20 protein-coding genes are annotated in these 21,578 nt (G+C 68.1%); 8 read left to right on the forward strand and 12 right to left on the reverse strand.

All coding sequences use genetic code 11. The features are described from left to right. From MIC448_RS07535 to MIC448_RS07545, 3 genes are all read left to right on the forward strand, one after another. Positions 1–841, forward strand: an 841-nt coding sequence (locus tag MIC448_RS07535) for an NAD(P)/FAD-dependent oxidoreductase (protein WP_036298008.1), incomplete at its 5' end; no start/stop codon positions are given. Then, entirely contained in the window at positions 838–1,479 is a 642-nt protein-coding gene (locus tag MIC448_RS07540; protein ID WP_036298010.1) for a bifunctional 2-polyprenyl-6-hydroxyphenol methylase/3-demethylubiquinol 3-O-methyltransferase UbiG, read from the forward strand. The genes MIC448_RS07535 and MIC448_RS07540, both read left to right, overlap by 4 nt. A 31-nt stretch (positions 1,480–1,510) precedes the next feature. Beyond that, the gene (locus MIC448_RS07545; RefSeq protein WP_036298012.1) at positions 1,511–2,320 is read left to right on the forward strand and encodes a hypothetical protein; all 810 of its coding nucleotides are present in this window, start codon (positions 1,511–1,513) and stop codon (positions 2,318–2,320) included. Positions 2,321–2,327: 7 nt separating this feature from the next. Here MIC448_RS07545 and MIC448_RS07550 read toward each other — a convergent pair whose 3' ends face one another. Both MIC448_RS07550 and MIC448_RS07555 read right to left on the reverse strand, forming a co-directional pair. Next, complete coding sequence (locus tag MIC448_RS07550) at positions 2,328–3,182, reverse strand: alpha/beta hydrolase (RefSeq protein WP_036298014.1); 855 nt, start codon at positions 3,180–3,182, stop codon at positions 2,328–2,330. Next, a complete protein-coding gene (locus MIC448_RS07555; RefSeq protein ID WP_036298016.1) occupies positions 3,179–4,228 on the reverse strand; it encodes an LLM class flavin-dependent oxidoreductase in 1,050 nt (349 codons plus the stop codon). The genes MIC448_RS07550 and MIC448_RS07555 overlap by 4 nt, the downstream gene beginning before the upstream one ends. Before the next feature lie 99 nt (positions 4,229–4,327). On the opposite strand from MIC448_RS07555, the gene MIC448_RS07560 reads away from it, so the two are divergent. Both MIC448_RS07560 and MIC448_RS07565 read left to right on the forward strand, forming a co-directional pair. After that, positions 4,328–4,834 (forward strand): CrcB family protein, encoded by a 507-nt coding sequence (locus tag MIC448_RS07560; protein WP_199484417.1) that lies wholly within the window; start codon positions 4,328–4,330, stop codon positions 4,832–4,834. Continuing rightward, a complete protein-coding gene (locus tag MIC448_RS07565) occupies positions 4,831–5,217 on the forward strand; it encodes a CrcB family protein (RefSeq protein WP_036298017.1) in 387 nt (128 codons plus the stop codon). The genes MIC448_RS07560 and MIC448_RS07565 overlap by 4 nt, the downstream gene beginning before the upstream one ends. 13 nt (positions 5,218–5,230) lie before the next feature. Here the strand turns inward: MIC448_RS07565 and MIC448_RS07570 are convergent, their stop codons facing one another. From MIC448_RS07570 to MIC448_RS07605, 8 genes are all read right to left on the reverse strand, one after another. After that, positions 5,231–7,291, reverse strand: a complete 2,061-nt coding sequence (locus tag MIC448_RS07570; RefSeq protein ID WP_081766247.1) for an ABC transporter ATP-binding protein — start codon at positions 7,289–7,291, stop codon at positions 5,231–5,233. Next, positions 7,288–9,021 carry an ABC transporter ATP-binding protein gene (locus MIC448_RS07575; RefSeq protein WP_036298018.1) on the reverse strand — a complete coding sequence of 578 codons (1,734 nt, stop codon included), beginning with the start codon at positions 9,019–9,021 and terminating at the stop codon, positions 7,288–7,290. Before MIC448_RS07575 ends, MIC448_RS07570 begins: the two co-directional genes overlap by 4 nt. A gap of 124 nt (positions 9,022–9,145) precedes the next feature. Next, the gene (locus MIC448_RS07580) at positions 9,146–11,044 is read right to left on the reverse strand and encodes a heavy metal translocating P-type ATPase (RefSeq protein WP_081766248.1); all 1,899 of its coding nucleotides are present in this window, start codon (positions 11,042–11,044) and stop codon (positions 9,146–9,148) included. Continuing rightward, the gene (locus MIC448_RS07585) at positions 11,041–11,706 is read right to left on the reverse strand and encodes a response regulator transcription factor (protein WP_036298019.1); all 666 of its coding nucleotides are present in this window, start codon (positions 11,704–11,706) and stop codon (positions 11,041–11,043) included. Before MIC448_RS07585 ends, MIC448_RS07580 begins: the two co-directional genes overlap by 4 nt. Then, positions 11,703–13,370, reverse strand: a complete 1,668-nt coding sequence (locus MIC448_RS07590; RefSeq protein ID WP_051513340.1) for a GAF domain-containing protein — start codon at positions 13,368–13,370, stop codon at positions 11,703–11,705. The genes MIC448_RS07585 and MIC448_RS07590 overlap by 4 nt, the downstream gene beginning before the upstream one ends. Positions 13,371–13,445: 75 nt before the next feature. Next, positions 13,446–14,273: a universal stress protein gene (locus tag MIC448_RS07595; protein WP_036298020.1), complete on the reverse strand. Its 828-nt coding sequence runs from the start codon at positions 14,271–14,273 to the stop codon at positions 13,446–13,448. Positions 14,274–14,404: 131 nt separating this feature from the next. Continuing rightward, the gene (locus tag MIC448_RS07600; protein ID WP_158497527.1) at positions 14,405–14,578 is read right to left on the reverse strand and encodes a hypothetical protein; all 174 of its coding nucleotides are present in this window, start codon (positions 14,576–14,578) and stop codon (positions 14,405–14,407) included. Next, the gene (locus MIC448_RS07605) at positions 14,575–16,284 is read right to left on the reverse strand and encodes a long-chain-fatty-acid--CoA ligase (RefSeq protein ID WP_036298021.1); all 1,710 of its coding nucleotides are present in this window, start codon (positions 16,282–16,284) and stop codon (positions 14,575–14,577) included. Before MIC448_RS07605 ends, MIC448_RS07600 begins: the two co-directional genes overlap by 4 nt. A 98-nt stretch (positions 16,285–16,382) precedes the next feature. On the opposite strand from MIC448_RS07605, the gene MIC448_RS07610 reads away from it, so the two are divergent. Further along, positions 16,383–16,688 (forward strand): DUF1905 domain-containing protein, encoded by a 306-nt coding sequence (locus MIC448_RS07610; protein WP_036298022.1) that lies wholly within the window; start codon positions 16,383–16,385, stop codon positions 16,686–16,688. A 9-nt stretch (positions 16,689–16,697) separates the two neighbouring features. On the opposite strand, the gene MIC448_RS07615 is transcribed toward MIC448_RS07610, so the two are convergent. Together MIC448_RS07615 and MIC448_RS07620 are read right to left on the reverse strand one after the other, a co-directional pair. Next, on the reverse strand, positions 16,698–17,690 hold the full coding sequence (locus MIC448_RS07615; RefSeq protein ID WP_036298023.1) for an aldo/keto reductase: 993 nt from the start codon (positions 17,688–17,690) through the stop codon (positions 16,698–16,700). 186 nt (positions 17,691–17,876) lie between these two features. Further along, positions 17,877–19,175 carry a wax ester/triacylglycerol synthase domain-containing protein gene (locus tag MIC448_RS07620; protein ID WP_036298024.1) on the reverse strand — a complete coding sequence of 433 codons (1,299 nt, stop codon included), beginning with the start codon at positions 19,173–19,175 and terminating at the stop codon, positions 17,877–17,879. Between the two features lie 105 nt (positions 19,176–19,280). Here MIC448_RS07620 and MIC448_RS07625 point away from each other — a divergent pair, with 105 nt between their 5' ends. After that, positions 19,281–20,738, forward strand: a complete 1,458-nt coding sequence (locus tag MIC448_RS07625; RefSeq protein ID WP_051513342.1) for an amidase family protein — start codon at positions 19,281–19,283, stop codon at positions 20,736–20,738. A 5-nt stretch (positions 20,739–20,743) separates the two neighbouring features. Then, positions 20,744–21,578 (forward strand): hypothetical protein (locus MIC448_RS07630; protein WP_199484418.1); only part of this gene is annotated, 835 nt, incomplete at its 3' end.

Consider the following 21,578-nt stretch of genomic DNA (forward strand, 5'->3'; position numbering starts at 1 on the left):
TCTGGGCCACGAGGGCATCGACCCCGCCGAACTTCTGCGCACCGGCCGGTCCGATGCATCCGCATTCGGAGTCGAGTTCGCGGATGCCTCGGTGACGCGGGTCGAGGACGTTTCGGGCCAACAGGGATCGGGCCAACTGAGCGTCACCACCGAGGACGGGACCTCGCACAGCACCCGCAGCCTGATTCTCACCACCGGCATCACCGATCGCCTGCCCGATATCGCCGGGCTGTCCGAACACTGGGGAACGAACGTCCTGCACTGCCCGTACTGCCATGGCTGGGAGGTGCGCGACCGACGCCTGGGCGTGCTCGCGACCTCACCGATGGCGCTCCACCAGGTGCAGCTGTTGCGCCAGTGGAGCGACGACGTGGTGTTCTTCGCCGGACTCTCCGGCCCCCTCGACGAGCAGACGCGGACGCGGCTCGGTGCGCGAGGCATCCGGATCGTCGATCAGGCGGTCATCGAGGTACTCGGCAACGGCGACACGCTCCGCGGCGTGCGACTCGAAGATGGCTCGATCGTCGAGATCGACGCGATATTCACCGGAGGAACTCCCGAACCGCATGATCGGATGCTCGAGCTCCTGAACCTCGACCGGGTCGACGGGCCTATGGGCAACCTGATCGCGGTCAACGCGGTGGGCCTCACCAGCAACCCGAGCGTATGGGCGGCGGGCAACGTGGTCAGTCCGGCCGCGAACGTGCCGGTCGCAATGGGCGCGGGCTCGTTCGCCGGCGCCGCGGTCAACGCCGCACTCGTCGCCCGGGACTTCGATACCGCTGTCGAACAGGCCGCTCGCGAGCTGTCGCTCACCCCAGATTCTGAGGTCCCGGCATGACGAGCCCAGCGCCGATCGACTTCTGGGAGCAGCGTTACAGCGGCACCGACCGGGTGTGGTCCGGTCGTGTCAACGCGACGCTCGCCGCGATCGCCGGGGAGCTCGCGCCCGGTCGCGCGCTGGATCTCGGTTGCGGCGAAGGCGGAGACGTGATCTGGCTCGCCGAGAACGGATGGCACGCCACCGGCGTGGACCTCTCGCCCACCGCGATCGACCGGGCGCGAACGGCAGCCGCCGAACGCGGACTGCACGATCGCACGACGTTCGTGGCGGCCGACCTGTCGACGTACACCGACAGCGGCGGCTCCGACCTGGTCACCGCATCCTTTCTGCAATCCCCCGTGGAGCTCCCGCGCGAGCGGATCCTGCATGCCGCGACCGGATTCGTCGCGCCGGGCGGGCGGCTGCTCATCGTCGGGCACGCCGCGGCGCCGGAGTGGGCGCCACCCGAGTTCGTCCAGCACGCGATCTTCCCGACGCCCGAGGGTGACCTCGCAGCGCTCCACCTCGACGCGACGCAGTGGCGCACCCTGCTGTGCGAGGTGCGGGAGCGCGAGACCACGGCACCGGATGGCTCAGATGCCGTGCTGCTCGACAGTGTTGTGCTCGTGCAGCGGGTCAGCGGCGCCAGCACGTGATGATCCCCCGCCCGAGCCGTAGCCTGGGGTCATGACTTCCCCCGCGAAGAGCGCAACCCAGAACGCCCACCGCACCCCACCCGCCGTCCGAGGCCTCCGCCGCGCGGCGATCGTCGTCGTCATCGTGTCTCTACTGCTCGCCGGAGTGCTGGGAATCGTCGCGCTGCTGTCCGGCGATTTCGGCGAGACGCAGGGCCGCATCCTCCTCACGACCCTCGTCGTGGCGGCGTTCGGGCTCACCGCGCTGTGTCATCTGGCGATCGCGTCTCACCGGTTCCGCCTCGTCGGGTACATCGGCATCGCCGCGAGTGTCGCGGCACTCATTCCCGCGTTGGTTCTCATCTGGTCGTGGTTCGACCTCAGTGAATCGACGAGCGACTGGTTCCGCGCGCTCGGCGTCCTGACGATCCTGGCCGTCACCCTGGCGCAGGCGAACCTCTTGCTCCGCTCTGCGTCGTCCACGCGCCGGATCGTTCACATCGGTCTCACGATCACGCTCGTCGCCGCCGCGATCGTCGCGATCATGCTGTGGCTGCCGATCCTGACGGAGGGCGATATCCCCGGCAGCAACACCGACTACTGGCGGTTCTTCGGGGTGATCGCGATCATCGACGTGATCGGTACCATCGCCGTGCCGATCATCGGGCTCGTCGTGCGCGGCCGTCCCGACGACGGGTCACGCCTGGCACTCGACGTTCCCGGGGACCTCCTCGCTCGGATCGACGCGGCCGCAGCGGCTTCGGGCATGGACCGCGAACGTGCAGCCGTGGCGGCATTGCGCCGCGGACTCGACGATCAGCCCACCGCGGGCGAAGCTTCCATACCCGAACCCACGGCTTAGCTCGAAATCAGGGCGATCCTTTCAGGTGCGCCGCCGTCGCACCGAGGACCGCCGGGTGATCGAACAACGGATCCTCGTGCGTCGCCCCGCGGACGAGGATCATCGACACCGGAGCATCCGCACTCAGCAGAGCGTCGCGGAGAGCCTCGGAATGGGATGCGGGAATCAGCGCGTCCTCATCACCGTGGATCAGCAAGACGGGGCCGACAGCCGACGATGCGTGAGCGATCGGACTGGCATCACGCAGGAGCGACGCGGATGTGTCGTCGTTCGCCTCGCCCAGCCCGAGCAGCATGCGCTCAACCGGTGGCACCGCCACGCCGGGTGGCAGGAACGCGGGCATCCGGGCGCCTGGTGACGCCGGGGCATCCGCCATCAACGTCAGATCGGTCGGCGGAAACCACGCGACGGTTGCATCGGGGGTGGCATGGCGGCCGGCATCCGGGCCTCCAGTAAACCGCTCGGCAGACACCAGGGCGGCCATCAAGGCGATGTGTCCACCGGCGGAGCATCCCCACAACGTCACGCGACCCGAGAGTGCGACCCCTCGTTCGCGAAAGAGGGCGGGTACGGCGTCCAACGCAGCTCGAACGTCATGCAGTTGTGCCGGCCACTGCGCTTCGTCCGACAGCCGGTACTCGATCGAGGCGATCGCGATGCCCGCGGCTGCGACCGGGATGAGCCGCTCCTCGGCCCGGTCTGCCCGAGACCCGCGGGCCCAGCCCCCGCCATGCAGATAGATCGCAATGGGCACGGGCGACACATAATCGGATCCGGACACCGGCCAGTGCAGATCGCATCGGAGCGCGCGACCGGATGCCTCGCTGTAGACGACGTCGGTCTCCGCATGCACGGGGTTCATCCGGCGATTCCTCTCGAGCCCATGTGGTCGCGAATGCCCGGCATCAGACCGGCGAACGCACGCAGATTCGCGAGGCTCTCCTCCAGACCCATATCTCCCTGATACAACTGCGCCTCGATCATGTTGGCGTCTATCTGATCGAGCTGGGCGATGAGCTGGTCGCGCACACTATCGGCACTCCCGACGATCGCCGTGCCGCGCTCAAGCATGACGGTGCCGTCGAAAGCGCCGTCGAACCCCGTGATCCCGCGATCGTGCCACAACTTCAAGACCCGGGTCGCGAAGAACTCCTGGGCGGCCAGAAAGCGGTCCTCGGCCTCGGCATCGTTCGTACCGATCAGCACGGACATCGTCGGGCCGACGCGAGGCATCCCGACGTGAGCGTTCAGGCGCGTCCCGTCATCCTGAGAATCACGCCACGCGGCCCAGTACGTCTCGACCGTCTCAACGAACTCACCGGCGTTCCACCGCCCGAGAAAGTTCACGGCATTGCGGCCGGCCCACTCGGCCGTACGTGGATTGCTCGACGCATACCAGAGGGGCGGGTACGGGCGCTGCACCGGCAACACCGACAGTGTGGCTGGTTCACGCTCGGGATCTTCCGGATGCTTCAGCACCCCGGTCGTCCACGCCTCGAGCAGCGCGACGAGGCTTCTGTCGTAGATGCCTCGAGCGTCGTCACCCGCAACGCCGAAGTATCCCAGCTCGATCGGGCTGATCCCGCTGCCGATACCCAGGTCGATTCGTCCGGCGCTCAGGTTATCGACGACCGCCACCTCTTCGGCGAGTCGAAGGGGTTCGTAAGCGGGGAGAACGTAGACCATCGCGCCGATCCGCATTCGGTCGGTCCGCTGGCTGAGGGCGGCCAGGAAGAGGTTCGGCGACGGGATGACCGAGAGGTCCGTGCCGTGATGTTCGGTCGCGTGGTAGTGGGCGAAACCGAGACGCTCGGCCTCGACCGCGAGTGTCAGGCGCGCGTCGATCACCTCGCCGGGTGTGCCGGTACCCAGGTCGAACGAGTCGAAGATGCCGAACGCGAATGTCATGGTGCTCCTTTGCTCCCCGGCGCCTGTGTTCCACGCCGTCGCGTCCTCCTGGGTCGCGGCCTTCTGCGACGATAGCCCGAGAAGGACGTGAGGAGACGCATGAATGGGAACGACGAGGATCTTCCCCTCGACCCCGACCTCGATGCGGCGGAGACACCGAGCGGGGCATCTCGCCCGATCCATCTGCGCCCCGGCGCGCTGCTGCTCGTTTTCGCCGGCGGAACGCTCGGCACCGCCGCCCGTGAAGCGCTCAGCCTGGCTTTTCCTCCCCTCGACGGCATCCCGTATGCCATTTTCGGCATCAACATCACCGGAGCTCTGCTTCTGGGTGTGCTGCTCGAGTCGCTCGTTCGTCGCGGCCCCGATCGCGGCGGACGCCAACGCCTGCGGTTGCTGCTCGGTACCGGCGTCATGGGCGGGTTCACGACGTACAGCGCCCTCGCACTCGATTCGGCACGCCTGATCGGGTCCGGTTCGATCGGCGCTGGAGCTGCCTATGGCATCGGGACGGTTATCGTCGGAGCCGCCGCGACATGGGCCGGGATCGCTCTCGCCGCCGCCGCACATCGCCGAACGCCACACGTGCCGAACGGGGGTGCGCGATGACTCCGCTCGTATTCGTCGCCGTCGCCGTCGCCGTCGCCGGCGGACTGGGCGCGGCATCTCGACTACTGCTCGACGGGATCATCCGAACCCGCGTTTCGGGACGGATCCCGTGGGCCACGATCATCATCAATGTGACCGGATCGCTCGCACTCGGGTTCCTCGCCGGACTCGCCGCCGGCCATCTGGTCTCGGACGGCTGGTACGCCGTTGTCGGAGCCGGATTCCTCGGCGGCTATACGACCTTCTCGACGGCCAGCTTCGAAACCGTGCGCCTGCTGCAAGAGCGCAAGTGGCTCGCGGGCGCCCTCAATGGGCTCGGCGTGCTCGTCGTCGCCACCCTGATGGCCGGGTTCGGCCTGTGGATCGGCGGCTCCGTCGTATGACCTCCTCGGTCACCTAGGCGCCGGACTGCTCCGGCACGACGTCTTCGGCGATGATCTCGACAGCACCCGTGACGGGGTTCTGGACGGTCTCTTCGCTCATCGGCGCGTCGAACTGGGCGTTGTAGAGGCGCCAATAGGCGCCCTTCGCGGCGAGCAGTTCCGCGTGGTTGCCCTGCTCGACGATCGAGCCGTGCTCCATGACGACGATCACGTCGGCGTCGCGGATCGTCGACAGCCGGTGCGCGATCACGAAAGCGGTGCGATTCTCGCGGAGCTTCGACATGGCGCGCTGAATCAGCACCTCGGTGCGTGTGTCGACCGACGACGTCGCCTCGTCGAGGATCAGCAGGCGCGGGTCGGCGAGAAAGGCGCGCGCGATCGTGACGAGCTGCCGCTCCCCCACGCTGAGATTGGTGGCCTCGTCGTCGAGCTGGGTGTCGTATCCATCCGGCAGCGCGTGCACGAAGCGGTCGACATAGGCGGCGGATGCTGCGGCCACCATCTCTTCTTCGGTCGCCTCGGGGCGGCCGTAGAGGATGTTGTCGCGGATCGTCCCGGCGAACAGCCACGTGTCCTGCAGCACCATGCCCGTCCGTGAACGCAGGTCGTCGCGCGACATCCGTCGGGTGTCCACGGCGTCAGCCGGCGAGGTCCCCAGGGCGATCGAACCCTCGTCCACGTCGTAGAAGCGCATGATCAGGTTGACGAGCGTCGTCTTGCCTGCGCCCGTCGGCCCGACGATCGCGACCGTGCTGCCGGGGCGAGCCGTGAGGTTCAGCCCCTCGATCAGCGGGGTGTCGGGGACGTAGCGGAACGAGACATCCCGGAATTCCAGCAGACCGGCGTCTTCGGGTACCGACTCGGCCGCCTCGGGATCGGGCTCCTCCTCGTCTTCGTCGAGGAGTTCGAAGACCCGCTCCGCGCTCGCCACTCCGGACTGCAGCAGGTTCGCCATCGACCCCAGCTGGCTGAGCGGCTGGCTGAACTGGCGCGAGTACTGGATGAATGCCTGCACGTCACCGATCGAGATGATGCCCGCGGCTACCTGCAGTCCACCGACCACGGCGATCGCGACGTACACGAGGTTTCCGACGAAGGTCATCGCCGGCATGATGATGCCCGAGATGAACTGGGCACCGAAGCTCGCGCGGTAGACGCGCGTGTTCTCGTCCGCGAACGCGGCCTCGACCTCGCGCTGGTGACCGTAGACCTTCACGAGCGCGTGACCCGAGTACGTCTCTTCGACGCGCGCGTTCAGGATGCCTGTCTGTTTCCACTGCTCGACGAACAGCTTCTGCGAGCGCCGCGCGACGAGCACGGTGATGACGATCGTCAGCGGGATCGTGACGAGCGCGATCAGGGCCAGAATCGGCGAGATCAGGAACATCATGAGCAGGACGCCGATGACGGTGAGCAGTGACGTGATGACCTGCGACAGCGTCTGCTGCAGGGACTGACCGATGTTGTCGACGTCGTTCGTGACACGGCTCAGCAGGTCACCCCGCTGAACCCGGTCGAAGTAGCTGAGCGGCAGCCGGTGGATCTTGTCTTCGACCTGCATCCGCAGACGGTGCATCGCGCGCTGAACGACGCCGTTCAGGATGCGCGCCTGGAACAGCGCGAAGACGCTGGCGAAGACATAGACCGCGAGGACGAGCAGGACGACCTGGCTCAGCTGGACGAAGTCGACGCCCGCGCCGGGAACGAAGGTCATCGACCGCAGCATGTCGGCCTGTTCGGTCTGCCCCGCGGCGACGAGCTGGTCGATCATCTGTTGCTGCGTCGTGCCCGAGGGGAACTGCAGCGACGTGAATCCCGCGAAGACGATGTTCGTGGCCTCGCCGAGCAGCTTCGGACCCGTCACGCTCAGTCCGACGCTCAAGACACCGAGCACGATCACGAAGACGAGCAGCGCCCGATCCTGCCGGAGCGAGCCGAGGAGACGCTTTGCCGAGGCCCCGAAGTTCTGCGGCTTCGCGACCGGCATACCCATCCCGCCCATGGGGCCGCGGCCGCCCATCGGGCCGCGGGGCGCGGGCGGCGGGGTCGCGGCCGACGCGTTGCGATCGCTCATGCCGAGGCCTCCACGCTCTCCTGAGATTCGACGATCTCGCGATACGTCTCGCTCGTTTCGAGGAGTTCCGTGTGCGTGCCGAGCCCGACGATCTGGCCGTGGTCGATCACGACGATCTGGTCGGCGTCCCGCACCGTGCTGACCCGCTGGGCGACGACGAGGCGTGTCGCGTCTGGCACGTGTGTTGTGAGAGCGGCACGGAGCGTGGCATCCGTTGCGACATCCAACGCCGAGAACGAGTCGTCGAAGATGTAGATGTCGGGCCGTTTGACGAGCGCCCGCGCGATCGCCAGGCGCTGACGCTGCCCGCCCGAGACGTTCGTGCCGCCCTGCGCGATCGGCTCCTCGAGCCCGAGCGGCATCTCGGCGACGAACTCCCGCCCCTGGGCGATCTCGAGGGCATGCCAGAGATCGTCGTCCGTAGCATCCGCGTTGCCGTATCGCAGGTTCGACGCGACCGTGCCCGAGAACAGGAATGCGCGCTGGGGCATCAACCCGATCCGCGCCCACAGTTCGTCAGGATCCCACTCGCGCACATCGACGCCGCCCACCCGAACAGTGCCCGCCGTGGCGTCGAAGAGCCTCGGCACGAGCCCGATCAGCGTGGACTTGCCCGCTCCGGTCGATCCGATGATCGCGGTCGTCGTACCCGCGGCGACGCGGAAGGTGATGTTCTTCAGCACCGGCTCATCGGCTCCCGGGTACGAGAACTCGACGCCGTCGAAGTCGATGTCTGCACGGAACTCGTGCGGCCGCAGCGGCGACGCGGCCGTGACGACCGACGAGTCCGTCGCCAGCACCTCGCCGATCCGGTTCGCACTCACCGCCGCGCGCGGGATCATCACGAACATGAATGTGGCCATCATGACGCCCATGAGAATCTGCATCAGGTACTGCAAGAAGGCGAAGAGCGTGCCGATCTGAGCGTCACCGGCCTGGATCTGGAAGGCCCCGAACCAGATGACCGCGACGCCCGAGACATTCATCACCAGCATGATCGCCGGGAACATCAGCGCCATCAGATTGCCGGCTCGCAGCGCGGTCTCGGCAACGCCCTCGCTGCCGCTTCGGAAGCGGGCCCGCTCCTCGTCCTCACGCACGAACGCACGGATCACTCGGATGCCGGTCAGTTGTTCGCGCATGACCTGATTGATGCGATCGATCCGCGTCTGCATGAGCTGGAAGTAGGGCACCATCCGCACGATGATGAGGCTCACGACGATCAGCAGGACGGGGATGCTGACCGCCATCAACCACGACAGCCCGACATCCTGGCGCACCGCCAAGACGACCCCGCCGATCGCGAGGATGGGCGCCGCGACCATCAGGGTCGCCGTGACCTGCACGAGCATCTGCACCTGCTGGACGTCGTTCGTGTTGCGGGTGATCAGCGACGGCGTGCCGAACTGGCCGACCTCGCGCTGCGAAAAGCTCACGACCCGCTCGAACAGGGCCGCGCGGATGTCGCGCCCCATGCCCATCGCGAGCTTCGATCCGAAGTACACGGCGATGATCGCGCACACGACCTGCACGACGGTGATGCCGAGCATCAGCGCCCCCACGGACCAGATGTAGGGGATGTCGCCGGTCACGACGCCGTTGTCGATGATGTCGGCGCTCAGCGTGGGCAACAGCAGGGACGCGATCGACTGCCCCAACTGGAAGACGATCACACCGATCAGCAGCGGCCAAGCCGGCTTGAGATAACGGACCAGCAGGCTCCAGAGCACGGTCAGGCCTTTCTGCGGGTCGCGCCCGCGCGCATCTTCGTCGTACTCAGAACTCGAGCGCTTCGTCGAACTCCTGCTCGAGCACCCCAGGACCCATTCTGCAACGCACGATCGGGCCGGGCGGTCACCGCGTCGCGCGAAGAGCCCACAGGATCACGATCACGTCGATGCCCTCTTGCAACCAGGCGCCCACGATCGCGGGGATCAGACCGAAGGCAGCGAGCAGCATCAGGATGACGCTGAGCGACAGGCCGATCCAGATGCTCTGCAGGGCGATGCCGACGGTTTCACGACCGATGGCGATCGTCGTGGCAACGCGACCGACGTCGTCCCGCAGGATCACCACGTCGGCGGCCTCACTCGCCGCGGTCGCCCCCCGGGCACCCATTGCCATGCCGACGTCAGCCACGGCCAGAACCGGGGCGTCGTTGATCCCGTCGCCGACCATGACGACCGGCCGCGGAATCGCCGCTGCCACGACGGAGACCTTCTCGGCCGGCAGGCAGTTCGCGTGCACTTCGCTGATCCCGAGCGACGCGGCCACGGGTTCGGCGGTCTGACGGTCGTCGCCTGTGAGCATCATCGTGTTGCGCACGCCGAGCGCACGCAGTGCGCGCAACATCGCCGCGGCCTCGGGTCGAACCTCGTCGCGGAACACGAGTGCTCCCCCGTAGTGACCCCCGATCGCGACGTAGATCGCCATCTCTCCCGGGGCGAGATCCGTGCGCGAGACTTCCGCCGAGATGTGATCGGCGATGAATGTTCGCTTGCCGACGGCGACGACGTTGCCTTCGACGGTGGCCGTGACGCCGTGGGCCGTGACCTCGCGGGCGTCCTCGGATGCGGGTGCGCGGACTCCCGCTGCGTGCGCCCCCGCGAGCGTGGCCGCGGCGAGGGTATGTGTGGAGTTCGCCTCCACCGCCGCTGCCAGCCGCAGCAGATCCGTGGAATCCTCGCCGCTCGCCGGACGGATGTCGACGAGGGTCGGTTCCCCGCGTGTGAGGGTTCCGGTTTTGTCGAACGCGACGTTTCGTGTGCGAAACAGCTTCTCGAGCGTCGCGCTCGTGCGGATGATGATGCCCTCGCGGGCCGCGCGACTCATCCCCGCCATGAATGCGACAGGGGCGGCGATGATGAGCGGGCAGGGGGTCGCGACGACGAGCACCTCGGCGAAGCGCACCGGATCCCCGGACAGCGCCCAGGCGAGTCCGGCGATCGAATACGCGACGAGTGCGAACGGCAGGGCGAATCGGTCGGCAAGTCGCACCATCGGTGCCTTGCTGCTCGCGGCACCCTCGACGAGTGCGATGATCTGCTGGTACTGGCTGTCCATCGCCACCCGCTCGACCTCGAGGACGACGGCCGAGGAGCCATTGACCGCCCCGCTCATCACGGTCTCGCCCACGGTCCTGTCAACGGGCAGACTCTCGCCGGTCAGCGAGGACTCATCGAACGATCCCGCGGCTTCGGCCAAGATCCCATCGACGGGCACGACCTCGCCGGTTCGCACGAGGATCCGCTCGCCCGCCGCGATGTCATCGACGGGAACATCCTCGATCTCTCCGTCGGCACGAACGCGATGGGCGATCTGCGGACGCCGCGACAGCAACGCCGTGAGATCTCGCTGCGCTCGGTTCGCGGCGTACGCTTCGAGCGCATCCCCGGTCGTCAGCATCAGCACGACGACGAGCGCGGCCCAGAATTCGCCGACCAGCACCGCCGCAACGATCGCGGTCACGGCGATGATGTCGACACCGAATGCACCGTGCCGGATCTTCACGAGCATGGACCACGCCGACCGGGCGGCCATGACCAGAACGAACGCCGCGATCAGGCCGGTCGCCGCTGCCGTCCAGGGCGTGAGCTGCAGAACGCCCGCGACCGCCGCGACGGCCAATGTCGCAACCACCCACGGGAACCCACGCGCGAGCGACAGCACGGTCCGTGACCGTCTCTCGTCGCCCGTCGAGCCGGCGCTGGGTTCGACGGACTCGGCCTCGCCTGTTCCACGCGCAGTCTTCACAACGGCCGTCCGCCGCCCTCATCAGCCTGGTGTTTGCGTTCTGCCTCGTACACAGCGGCCTGCGTGCGTCGCTCCATCCCGAGTTTCGCGAGCAGTCCGCTGACGTAGTTCTTGACGGTCTTCTCCGCGATCCCCAAGCGATCGCCGATCTCACGGTTGGTCATCCCCTCGGCGATGAGGCCGAGAATCTGACTCTCGCGCAGCGACAGAGCGGGATCGATCGATCCCCGCCTCGGATTCGTCTCGGGGTGCAGGGTGCGCGCCGCCCGCATCATCACGTCCGGGGCTTGGATCGTGTTGCCGGAGGCGGCCCGCCGGATCGCGTCGACGATCGAGCCACCGCGCACGTTCTTGATGACATACCCGCTCGCGCCCGCCAGCACCGCGGCCCGCAACGCTTCGTCGTCGTCGTAGGCGGTCAGGATCAGACAGTTCACGCTCGGGTGCGCCGACCGGATGTCGCGACACAGGTCGATCCCGCTGCCGTCGGGCAGCCGAACATCCAGGACCGCGACGTCGGGTTGCGTGGCCGCGATCCGCCGCGACGCCTCGTGCACGCTGGCCGCCTCGCCGACGACCTCGAGGTCGGGCTCCGCATCGATCAGCTGGGCAACCCCGCGGCGCACGATCTCGTGGTCGTCGACGACAAAAACGCGGGTCATCGGAGGGGTCCTGTCGAGGGTTCGATCGGCACCCGCCAGCGGACGGATGTTCCGGCTTCCGCGGATGAGACCACATCGCACGATCCCGCGCGGAGCCGCGCACGCTCGGCGATGTTGGCCAGACCGCTTCGCGTGACCCCGTGGGGTATCCCGACACCGTCATCACTGACGGTCAGCTCCACCCGGTCGTCGGCCAGTTGGATGACGACGCCGACCCGTTCCGCTTCCGCATGCTTTGCCACGTTGGTCAACAGTTCGCGCAACACCGCCACGAGGTCATCGTCCAGTCCGTCCTCGATCACGTTGTCGAGCGGGCCCTCGAAGGCGACCCGCACGGGCGTCATCCAGGAGTCACTGACCTCGGCCACGACATCCAGAACCCGATCGCGGAGGCGCTTCGTCCCCCGTCTCTCACCGCTGCCGAGCGCAAAGATGGCGGTGCGAATGTCTTTGATCGCGGCATCGATCACGTCGATCTGGCTCTCGATCGCCTCTGAAGCCACGCGATCGACCGTTGCCGAGACGGCCTGCAGCGCCAGCCCGGTGCCGAACAGACGCTGGATCACGTGGTCGTGCAGGTCGCGAGCGATGCGGGCCCGATCTCGCGTGGTCTCGGCGCGCTTGCGATCCTCTCGCGCTCGCACGACCTCGAGCGCGATGCTCGCCTGTGTGGCGAAGGCGAACGCCATCTCGAGATCTGCTGCGGTGAACGCGCGCCCGTCCGGTCGCCGCGACACCATCAGAACGCCGAGCGCTTCGTCCGCGGCGTACAACGGAATCGCCACCGTGGGACCGAGTGCCGGCTGCCCGTCGAAAATCGTGTCTGCGGGCTCATTCTGGACGCTGAGGGCCTCGCGTGTGCGCAGGGCGCGCCCCGTCAGGGTGCCCTCCACCGCGTATGCGTGGCCCTGCAGCTCCGCCGCAGAGATGCCGTAGACCGTCGACAGGATGAGCTGATGCGCACCCAGGGGCACTGCGACGGCGACAAGATCCGCATCGATCAGCGCGGCGACGCGGGCGGCGATGACGTCGAGCACGTTCGCACCGTCGACATCCAGCATCGCCGACATCACATCGGCGATCGTCGCGTTCCAGATCTCGCGGGTACGGGCCGAGTCGTACATGCGCGCGTTCTCGATCGCGATGCCGGCCGTGGCGGCCAGCGCGACGACGAGTTCTTGGTCGGCGGCGGTGAACGTTCCGCGCTCGGCATTGGTGAGATAGAGGTTTCCGTAGATGTGACTGCCGACTCGCACCGGGACACCCAGGAAGGAGTCCATGACCGGGTGGTGCGCGGGGAATCCGACCGACCGCGGGTCGGATCCGAGGTGCGCGGCGCGGATCGGCTCGCGGTCGGTGATCACCGCACCGAGAACTCCGAGGCCGACAGGAAGGTGCCCGATGTGTTTGGCCGATTCCTCGTCGATCCCGACGTGGATGAACCGCTCGAGACCGCCGTCGGGGCTGATGACTCCCAGGGCGCCGTACCGGGCGCCGACGAGTGTCATCCCGGCCTCGACGATCCTCCGCAGCACCACCTCGAGGTCGAGACGCTCGACGACGGACGTGCTGGCGATCAGCAGATCCGACAGGCGCTCGTCGGAGGGGGCGTCGACCGGAGTCGCCGCGGGGACTTCTTTCGGTTCCACCGTGCTGTCGGTCATGACGTCTCCCGTCTCCGCGAGCCTACCCACGACACGGGACTGGGTCGACGCCCGTGCGGGTGAGGCCGCTCGCCCCTAAGCCTTCTCGGGGCGGGGAACGACGCATACCGGCATGCGCGACTGCGCAACGGTGTCCTGGCCGGTCGAACCGAGAAGAGCACCTTCGAGCGGTCCGCGATGATGCGTGCCGATAACCAGGAGGGCGGAGCGCCGGGCCTCTGTCAGCAGTGCCGCCGGCGGGTTGTCGTGCACGAGCATCCGCTCGACCGCGACATCCGGGTACTCAGCCAGCACGGCGTCGCCCGCGGCATCGAGGATGCGTCGATGAGCCGCCTTCTGCTCGATCGGGGACGCGAGCACCGCCACGGCGCCGTCCATCGTCGGAACGGGCATCTGCCAGGCGTGCACGAGTGTCAGCCCGACACCGGCGGCCTGCGCCTCCCGCGCGGCGAAGTGGATGGCGGCCGACGAGCTGTCGTCGTCGTCGACTCCGACCAGAACGCGGCCATCCGTGGCCGCCCAGTCATCGGGTACGACCACAACGGGGACGCGGGAGCGCGCGATCGTGCGGAGCGGTCGCCATCCTGTGAGAGCGGCACGGAGCGGCCGACGCCGGTGCGCGCCGATCACTAGAAGGTCAGCCGTCTCGGCTGCGCGCAGCAGCGCACCCGGCATCCGTCCGCTGACGCGCCGCGATTGCACGTGAGCATCTTTCGCGACATCCCGGAACCTGCGTTCGGCGTCCTGGAGCACGTCGGTGATGATCGTCTCGTCGAACAGGTCGGACGCGTTCACCGACACGATCTCCACGCTGCTCGAACGCTCGGCGGCCCGCGCTGCGGCCCAGTCCAGTGCGACCGACGAGGGTTGCGATCCGTCGTAGCCCACCACGATGCTGTCCATGGCATTCCTTCCCGCCGGTGCCCACTTGGCTGGCCGCTGCGTATCTTCGACGCTACGTCCGCGGAAACGCCCCCATCGGGGCCGAAGGTCCCGTGAGGACAGTGGCCGAAGGTCCCACGGGACCTTCGGCCCTATGAGCGGGTGGGGCGAAGCGATGGAATGGGAACACGCAGCACTACTCGGTCGATCCGGGTCGCTTCGGGGGGCGTGCTGAACCGAAGCGATCCGAATCGACCGAGCTGAGCGGCGGTGTCGATGTCGTGCCGCACGATGTTGATGTCGTGCCGCACGAGCACGACCGTCATCCCTCCGTGAGAGCAACCAACTGGTCTCGCACCGTTCGGCGCAGAACCTTGCCGACCTGCGAGCGGGGCAGCTCGTCGACCTGCACGACCTTCTTGGGGATCTTGTACGCCGTCAGGTGCTGCCGGCAGAAGTCGCGCAGCGCGGTCGCGTCGAACGCGGCGCCCGCCTTCATGACGACAGCTGCCGCGACATCCTCGCCGCCCGACGGGCGACGGAGGCCGACGACGGCTGCGCTCTCGACGTCCGGATGCTGCGTCAACGTCTGTTCGACCTCGGTCGGGCTGACGTTGAAGCCACCCGTGATGATCAGTTCCTTGAGGCGATCGATGATCGTGACGAACCCGTCCTCCGACATGGTCACGATGTCGCCCGTGCGCAGCCAGCCACCGGGAAGAAGCGCCGCCGCCGTGTCGTCCGGAGCGCCCCAGTAGCCGCCGAACACCTGCGGCCCGCGGATCAGCAGCTCGCCCGATTCTCCGACGGGGCGATCCTGCGTCGGATCGTCCGGATCAACGACCCGGACTTCGGTACTCGGGAACGGCACGCCGACCGTGCCAGGGCGGCGGGTATGGCCCGCGGGGTTGCCGAGCGCGACAGGGGATGTCTCGGTCATCCCGTAACCCTCGACCAGCAGCCCGCCGGTCGCCTCTTCCCAGCGCGTGACGGTCGCGACCGGAAGGCTCATGGCCCCCGAGATCGCGAAGCGCACGCCGCTCAGATCGATCCGTTTCTGGTTGCTCGCGCGCGCCAGGGCGTCGTAGATCGGCGGGACGGCGGGTAGGAACGTCGGCGGCGAGGTGCGGGTCGCGGCGATGACGAGGTCGAGGTCGTACTTCGGGAAGAGCACGAGCTTCGCCCCGATCGACATCGCGAAGGTCAGGCACAGCGTCAGGCCGTAGGCGTGGAAGAGCGGCAGAACCGCGTAGACGACCTCTTCACCGTCATGCAGTCCGGGAAGCCACGCCCGGCCCTGGGCGGCATTGGCCCGCAGATTGCGATGCGACAGGATCGCGGCCTTGGGCGTCCCCGTCGTGCCGCTGGTGAGCAGCAACAGGGCCGTGTCATCGAGCGACGGTCGCGGCACCCGCGCCGAGATGCGACGCGCGTCGGCCAGGCGCGACCACGCGATGACGCCCTTCGCCGTGGGCTTGGCCGTGATCGCATCGCGGGCCTTCCGGGCCTTCGGAATGGGCAGCCGGAGCGCCAGACGCTTACTGAGCGGCATGGCCTCCGGCAGGCTCACCGAGACCACGGCACCCGGCCGCGCATCCTCGGGAAGAGCGGCCACGACATCCGCGATCTTGTCCCACACGATCGCGACGACCGGCGCCGTCACCTCGAACTGGTGCCGGATCTCACGCGGGGTGTACAGCGGGTTGTGCTCGACGACGATCGCGCCGAGCCGCATGACGGCGTAGAAGGCGACCACGTGCTGCGGGCAGTTCGGCAGCGCGAGCGCGACCCGGTCGCCCGGCTCGACCCCGAGCTTGCGCAGTGCACCGGTGGCACGCTCGATCTGTTCGCCGAGTTCGGCGTAGGTCGTCGTCGCGCCGAAGAACTCCAGCGCCGTCTGCTTGCCGTACTTCTTGATCGAGGCGTCGAGCATGTCGACGAGGGTCTCGGTGACGGGTGCGATGTCGGCCGGCACACCCTCCGCATAGGACGCGACCCAGGGACGACCCTCGGGGGCTTTTATGTGCTCCATGTGGTGATTCCTCATTCCGTGCGGACAGATACGCGGCAACGCTCCAGTCTCGCACTCGCGGCCGCACGAACGTCCGTGGACGGCAATACAGTGGCCTCGTGATCGTCGATTTCGAGGGAACCGTCTACCGGTGGCAGGCACGGACGGATGCGTCCTGGTTCTTCGTCGATCTGCCCGGCGACGTGAGCGAGATGATTCGCGAGATGCAGGATCCCGCGCTCGCCCGCGGCTTCGGTTCCGTCCGGGTACGGGTGAGCATCGGCGGCAGCACCTGGACGACGTCGATCTTCCCGTCGAGCGGGACCGGCTCATATGTCCTCCCCCTCAAACGCGCGGTGCGCGAGGCCGAGGGATTGGACGAAGGGGGCATCGCGCGCGCCCGTGTCGAACTCGTCGACCTGTGACGCTCAGACCTACCAGAGCGGGTGGATGTCCGCCCGCAACAGACGGTCGTAGACATCCCGCACCACGACATCGAAGGCCTCGACGTCGAAGTCCGCACCCGGCTCGAGCAGCGCGGCCGCCTCGGCGTTCGACACGGCCTGACGCGTGTTGCGTGCGCCGGGAATGACCGAGGTCACTCCCGCGCGCGACATGATCCACGCCAGGGACGCCTGCGGAAGCGAAACACCCTCGGGCAGCGCTGCCGCGAGCTCGTTCGCCGCCTGGATGCCGACCTCGAAGTCGACACCCGAGAACGTCTCGCCCCGATCGAACGCCTCACCGTTGCGGTTGTACGAGCGGTGGTCGTTCTGCGCGAACGTCGTGTCGGTCGTGTACTTGCCCGATAGCAGACCGGATGCGAGCGGCACACGGGCGAGGATGCCCACGCCTGCGGCCTCGGCCGCCGGCAGCACCTCGTCGAGGGGCTTCAGTCGCAGCGGGTTGAAGATGATCTGAATGCTCGCCACCCCGGGACGAGAGATGGCCGACAGGGCCTGGTCGACGGTCTCGACCGAGACGCCGTAGGCCGCGATCGAGCCATCCGAAACCAGATCGTCGAGGGCGTCGTACGTCGCGTCTGCGTCGATAACCGCGCTCGGAGGGCAGTGCAGCTGGACCAGGTCGAGCGTCTCGACACCGAGGTTGCGGCGCGAGCGTTCGGTCCACACGCGGAAGTTCTCGGGTGAGTAGGCCTCGAGCTCCTGGGGCTGGCGACGCCCCATCTTGGTCGCGACGAAGACGTCATCACGCCCGCGGAGGAACTGGCCGATCAGCGACTCGGAGCGTCCGTCGCCGTAGACATCGGCGGTGTCGAAGAGGGTCACACCCTGATCAGCGGCTGCGGCGAGAACACCGAGCGCGTCGTCCTCGCTGACGTCACCCCAGTCGGCGCCGAGCTGCCACGTTCCGAGCCCAACGATCGAAACCTCGCGGCCGGTACGGCCCAGAGTTCGCTGCTGCATGGTGATCCCTTTCACTTCGTTCCAGGCTATCCCGGGCCGCTCGGCCTGTGCCGTTCACAATTCCGTCAATCCGCGCGGAGCCCGCACCGGGCAGCCCGGAATTCCGCGGCTCACACGTCGTCCGCTTCACGGATTGACTGAATTGCGAACGCGAAAGCGCGAGCACGGAGCGCCCGCCGGGTGCCGCTATCTGGCCGAGCCCAGAGCCGCCCGGTGCAGTTCACCGTAGGCACGACCGACGGCCTCGGCGAGCGCTTCGACGCGCGGCACCGCCGTGGGGTCGGTGCAGAACCCGATGCCGATCTCGTCGGCGTGCGAGATCGCCGCAATACGGAGGGCGTGGTGTGAGCCGGGTTCGGACGACGAGAAGAGTCGGTCTACTCGACGCCCGGCCACCGCGACCGGAATCCGTGGCCCCGGCACGTTGGAGATGGCGAGACTGAACTCGCGAGGACTGTCAGCGACGCGGTGCGCCACGGCATCCATGCCCGGGATCGCACCGAGGGCATGGAACAGGTCGTAGAGCAGCGACGCATCACCCGCCTGCTTCTCGGCACGCGTGCGAGCGCTGATGCGATCGAGCCGCCGCAGCGGATCCGATGTCCCGAGCTCTAGATCGACGTTGATGAACGAGTCATGATTGCCCGCCGCCGACGCATCCTCGTCCCGATGGTGCAGACTCACCGGCACCTGTGCCCTCAGATCGAGATGGGCGGCATGGGCACCGAGCCAGGCATCCAGTCCGCCCGCGACCGCGGCGAGCAGGACGTCGTTGATCGTGGCATGTTGCGGTCGGGATGCTCCGATCACCTTCAACCCGTCGAGGGGCGCAACGGCGAAGGCGACATCCCGCGCCGCCGTGATCGGGCGGTCGAAGGGTGACCTGGAGCCCGGCTGTCCGAGCTCACGCGCGACGACTTCGGGCAGTCGGATCCACTCGTTCGCACACGATCTCGATGGGTAGACAGGGGCGGGTGCTGCATCGCGCGGTGACACATCGTGCCGTGACGCATCGTGCACATCGAGCAGGATCGCCTCGAGAAATCGCATCCCGGCGATGCCATCCACCATCGCGTGATGCATCCGTGCGGCGATCGCCTCGCTCCCGTCCGCGAGCGGACCGATCAGGTCGAGCGTCCACAGCGGCCGCGCGCGGTCGAGGTGCTCCGACATGAGTTCGCTCACCTCGCGGCGCAGGTCTTCGGGGGTCGCGCATTCCCCGCCCGCGCGACGGCGCACATGGTGGGCGATGTCGAAGCCCTCGGCCGCGACCCAGCGCGGCGCGCCTGCCCCGAGCTCCACACGCTGAAGTGCGCGCGGCTCCGCACCCAGCCGCTGGGCGACCGACGCACGCAGCGCCTCGAGATCGAGCGGCTCACCGGGCGCGAGGATCATCAGCTTGAGCGTGTGCCCCGTGAGTACCGACGATTCGAGCGCCAAGATGCGGGCGTCGTCCGCAGACAGGAACTCACCGTCATCCGTCACGTCGGTCAGCCTATCGACGCCGCGCCGGGGGCCCACGCGACGAAACATCGCCGACACACGGCACGCGAATACTGAGCGAGCGAACCGAAGGCAGGAAGAAACACCATGACAGAACGCCTTCACCTCGGTGGGCTCGATGCGACAGCGATGATCGAACTGATGAACCGCGGTGACGTGTCTGCGGCGGCCTTGAACGACGAGCATCTCGCGCTCGCGAGTGGCAGAGGCGCCGAGCTCCGCGCCATCGTCGCGCAGGATCCTGAGGCAGCCCGCTCGACGGCACGGGCAGTGGACGAGGCACGCCGAAAAGGCGAGCCGCACGGCACCCTCGCGGGCGTGCCGATGACGGTGAAGGACTCGTTCGACGTGCGCGGCCTGCGCACGACCCACGGACGTCTCTCCGATGCGCACACCGCGACCGAGGATGCACCGGCGGTCGCCCGTGCTCGCGCCGCGGGCGCGGTGATCTACGGCAAGACGAACGTGCCCGTCCTGCTTGCTGACTACCAGAGCAGCAACCCCGACTTCGGGCGCACGCTGAATCCCTGGGATCCGGAGCGCACCCCGGGTGGCTCGTCGGGGGGCTCGGCCGCCGCGATCGCCGCGGGGCTCTCGGCGCTGGAACTCGGCAGCGACCTGTCGGGCTCCATCCGCATGCCGGCCGCGTGGTGCGGAATCTTCGGACACCGCCCGAGCAACGGCGTGGTGTCGAAGATGGGACACCTGCCCTGGGCTGTCGACGGACTGATCGAGCCGCCAATCTCGGTCGCGGGGCCGATGGCGCGGTCGGCGCGCGACCTGAGCCTGGCGTTCGAGGTGCTCGCCGGGCCTGCCCGCCTCGACGCGGTGGGCTGGCGTCTACAGCTCCCCCCGTCGCGCGTCGACAGGCTGCGCGGCACGCGCGTGGGGCTCTGGGTCTACGAGCCGGCGGCGCCTATCGATGACGAGATGCGGATGGCTCTGCTCGACCTTGCCGACACGCTCCGCGCCGCGGGCTGCACGGTGGACGAGCTGACCAAACCCCCGGGCGCGGGTGCCGCGGGCCTCGAGCTCTTCGATCGCCTGCAGGGTGCCGAGATCGCGCACAGCTTGACCGACGACGATTGGAACACGCTCGTCGCGGCGGCCGCGGATACAGACGCTCCCGACAATAAGGCCGCACGCGCACTCACCCAGTCCGCACGCACCGCCTGGCAGGACGCCGAGGCGCAGCGCGCGATCACCGCCGCATGGGGTTCGGTGTTCGACCGGTTCGACGTCGTGCTCGCGCCGGCGGTTCCGGGGGCCGCGCCCCGGCACGACGAGCGGCCCGGCGCCGAGCGGAGGTTGAATGTCGGCGGAACGGAGAATCCGGCTGCGGATGTCGTCAGCGCGTGGAGCCGCATGGTGAACCTCGCGATGCTTCCCTCGACCGTGATACCCCTGGGGCCCGGCGCCGATACCGGAATGCCCCTGGGCGCGCAGCTGATCGGCCCGTACCTGGAAGATCGCACACCGCTGCGGTTCGCCGCCCTGATGGAAGCCGAGGGCATCATCGGCTTCACCCCACCGAACGGATGGTGAACGTCGTGTCCCCCGCCTCCTCCTCCGATATCCCCGAGCCCATGGCCGCCGAGCACCTGCCCCGCATCGCGGTGTTCAGCGGCGCGAACGCGACGGTGCAGAACAGCGAGCCACTCATCACGAGCGACGCAGCCCGTCGCAAATATGGGCTGCCCCCACGCCGCAACCCCGACGGCACACCGCCCCGGCACGACATCGTGCGCCCGCAGCGCCTCGCCGCGCCCGTCACCGTGTACATCGAGGCGTACTCGGCGCATCCGCTCGAGCGCGACGCATCCGACCTCTACGCGCCACCCGACGGTTATGTGACTCCCGCAGGCGACTTCGTGGCAGGGCGGATGTCTGAGGCCGACGTCCCGGTGTACGCGGTCACGATCGGTCCCGATGACGGGCTGTTCGCCCTGCCCTATATGGCGCGCACGCGTGACGGCGGGGCCTGGGAGCAGGAGGGCATCGAGCCGCTCAGCCCCGGAACCGAGAGCCGCCAGACCTTCTACCCCGACGCCTCCCGCATCTTCGAAGAGATCGACCGGTTCGGTCTCGACGAGAAGGGCGGCAACAACATGCTCGGCTCGAAGGGGCGCTACGAGTTCGTGCGCGCGGCCCCGTCGGGCGGCTACGTGAACGGACTGGCCGCGTCGCAGCGCACCGACCGCGGCTTCTCCGACGGCGACATCGCGCCGGAGGTGCGGGGCGAGGACTTCTTCGGCTACCGGCCGTACCATCTGGCGCACGCGCCGGCGATGGCGACGCTCGCCCGGCTGACCAACATCGTGCAGTCGACGCTCGATCGCGGTGACTACGAGGGCGCGATGTGGCTCGAAGACAGCGCGCGTGTGG

The organism is Microbacterium sp. C448, assembly GCF_000582705.2.
GTDB classification, from domain to species: Bacteria; Actinomycetota; Actinomycetes; order Actinomycetales; family Microbacteriaceae; genus Microbacterium; species Microbacterium lacus_A.